Source organism: Adlercreutzia equolifaciens (assembly GCF_029076695.1).
In the GTDB taxonomy this organism is placed as follows: Bacteria; Actinomycetota; Coriobacteriia; order Coriobacteriales; family Eggerthellaceae; genus Adlercreutzia; species Adlercreutzia equolifaciens_A.
In genome coordinates, this window is sequence record NZ_JARFIK010000338.1 from 1 (window position 1) to 305 (window position 305).

Consider the following 305-nt stretch of genomic DNA (forward strand, 5'->3'; position numbering starts at 1 on the left):
CAGGAGTTCCTTAGCCTTGGGGGCCACGGAAACCAGCTCGCCGGGACGCATGCGGAAGGACGGGATGTCCACGCGGCGGCCGTTCACGCAGATGTGGCCATGGGTGACCATCTGACGAGCTTCCTTACGGGTGCGGGCGAAGCCCAGACGGAAGACCACGTTGTCGAGACGGGTCTCCAGGATAGTCATCAGGTTCTCACCGGTCTGACCCTGCATGGACTTGGCGCGCTTGAAGTAACCACGGAACTGCTTCTCGAGCACACCGTAGATGAACTTGGCCTTCTGCTTCTCGCGCAGCTGCATAG

General features: G+C 61.0%; 1 protein-coding gene. It reads right to left on the bottom strand.

Going from position 1 to position 305, the window contains the following annotated elements; genetic code table 11:
* A partial coding sequence (rpsD, locus tag PZH32_RS12650; protein WP_275208601.1) for a 30S ribosomal protein S4 occupies nucleotides 1-305 on the bottom strand: 305 nt, incomplete at both ends.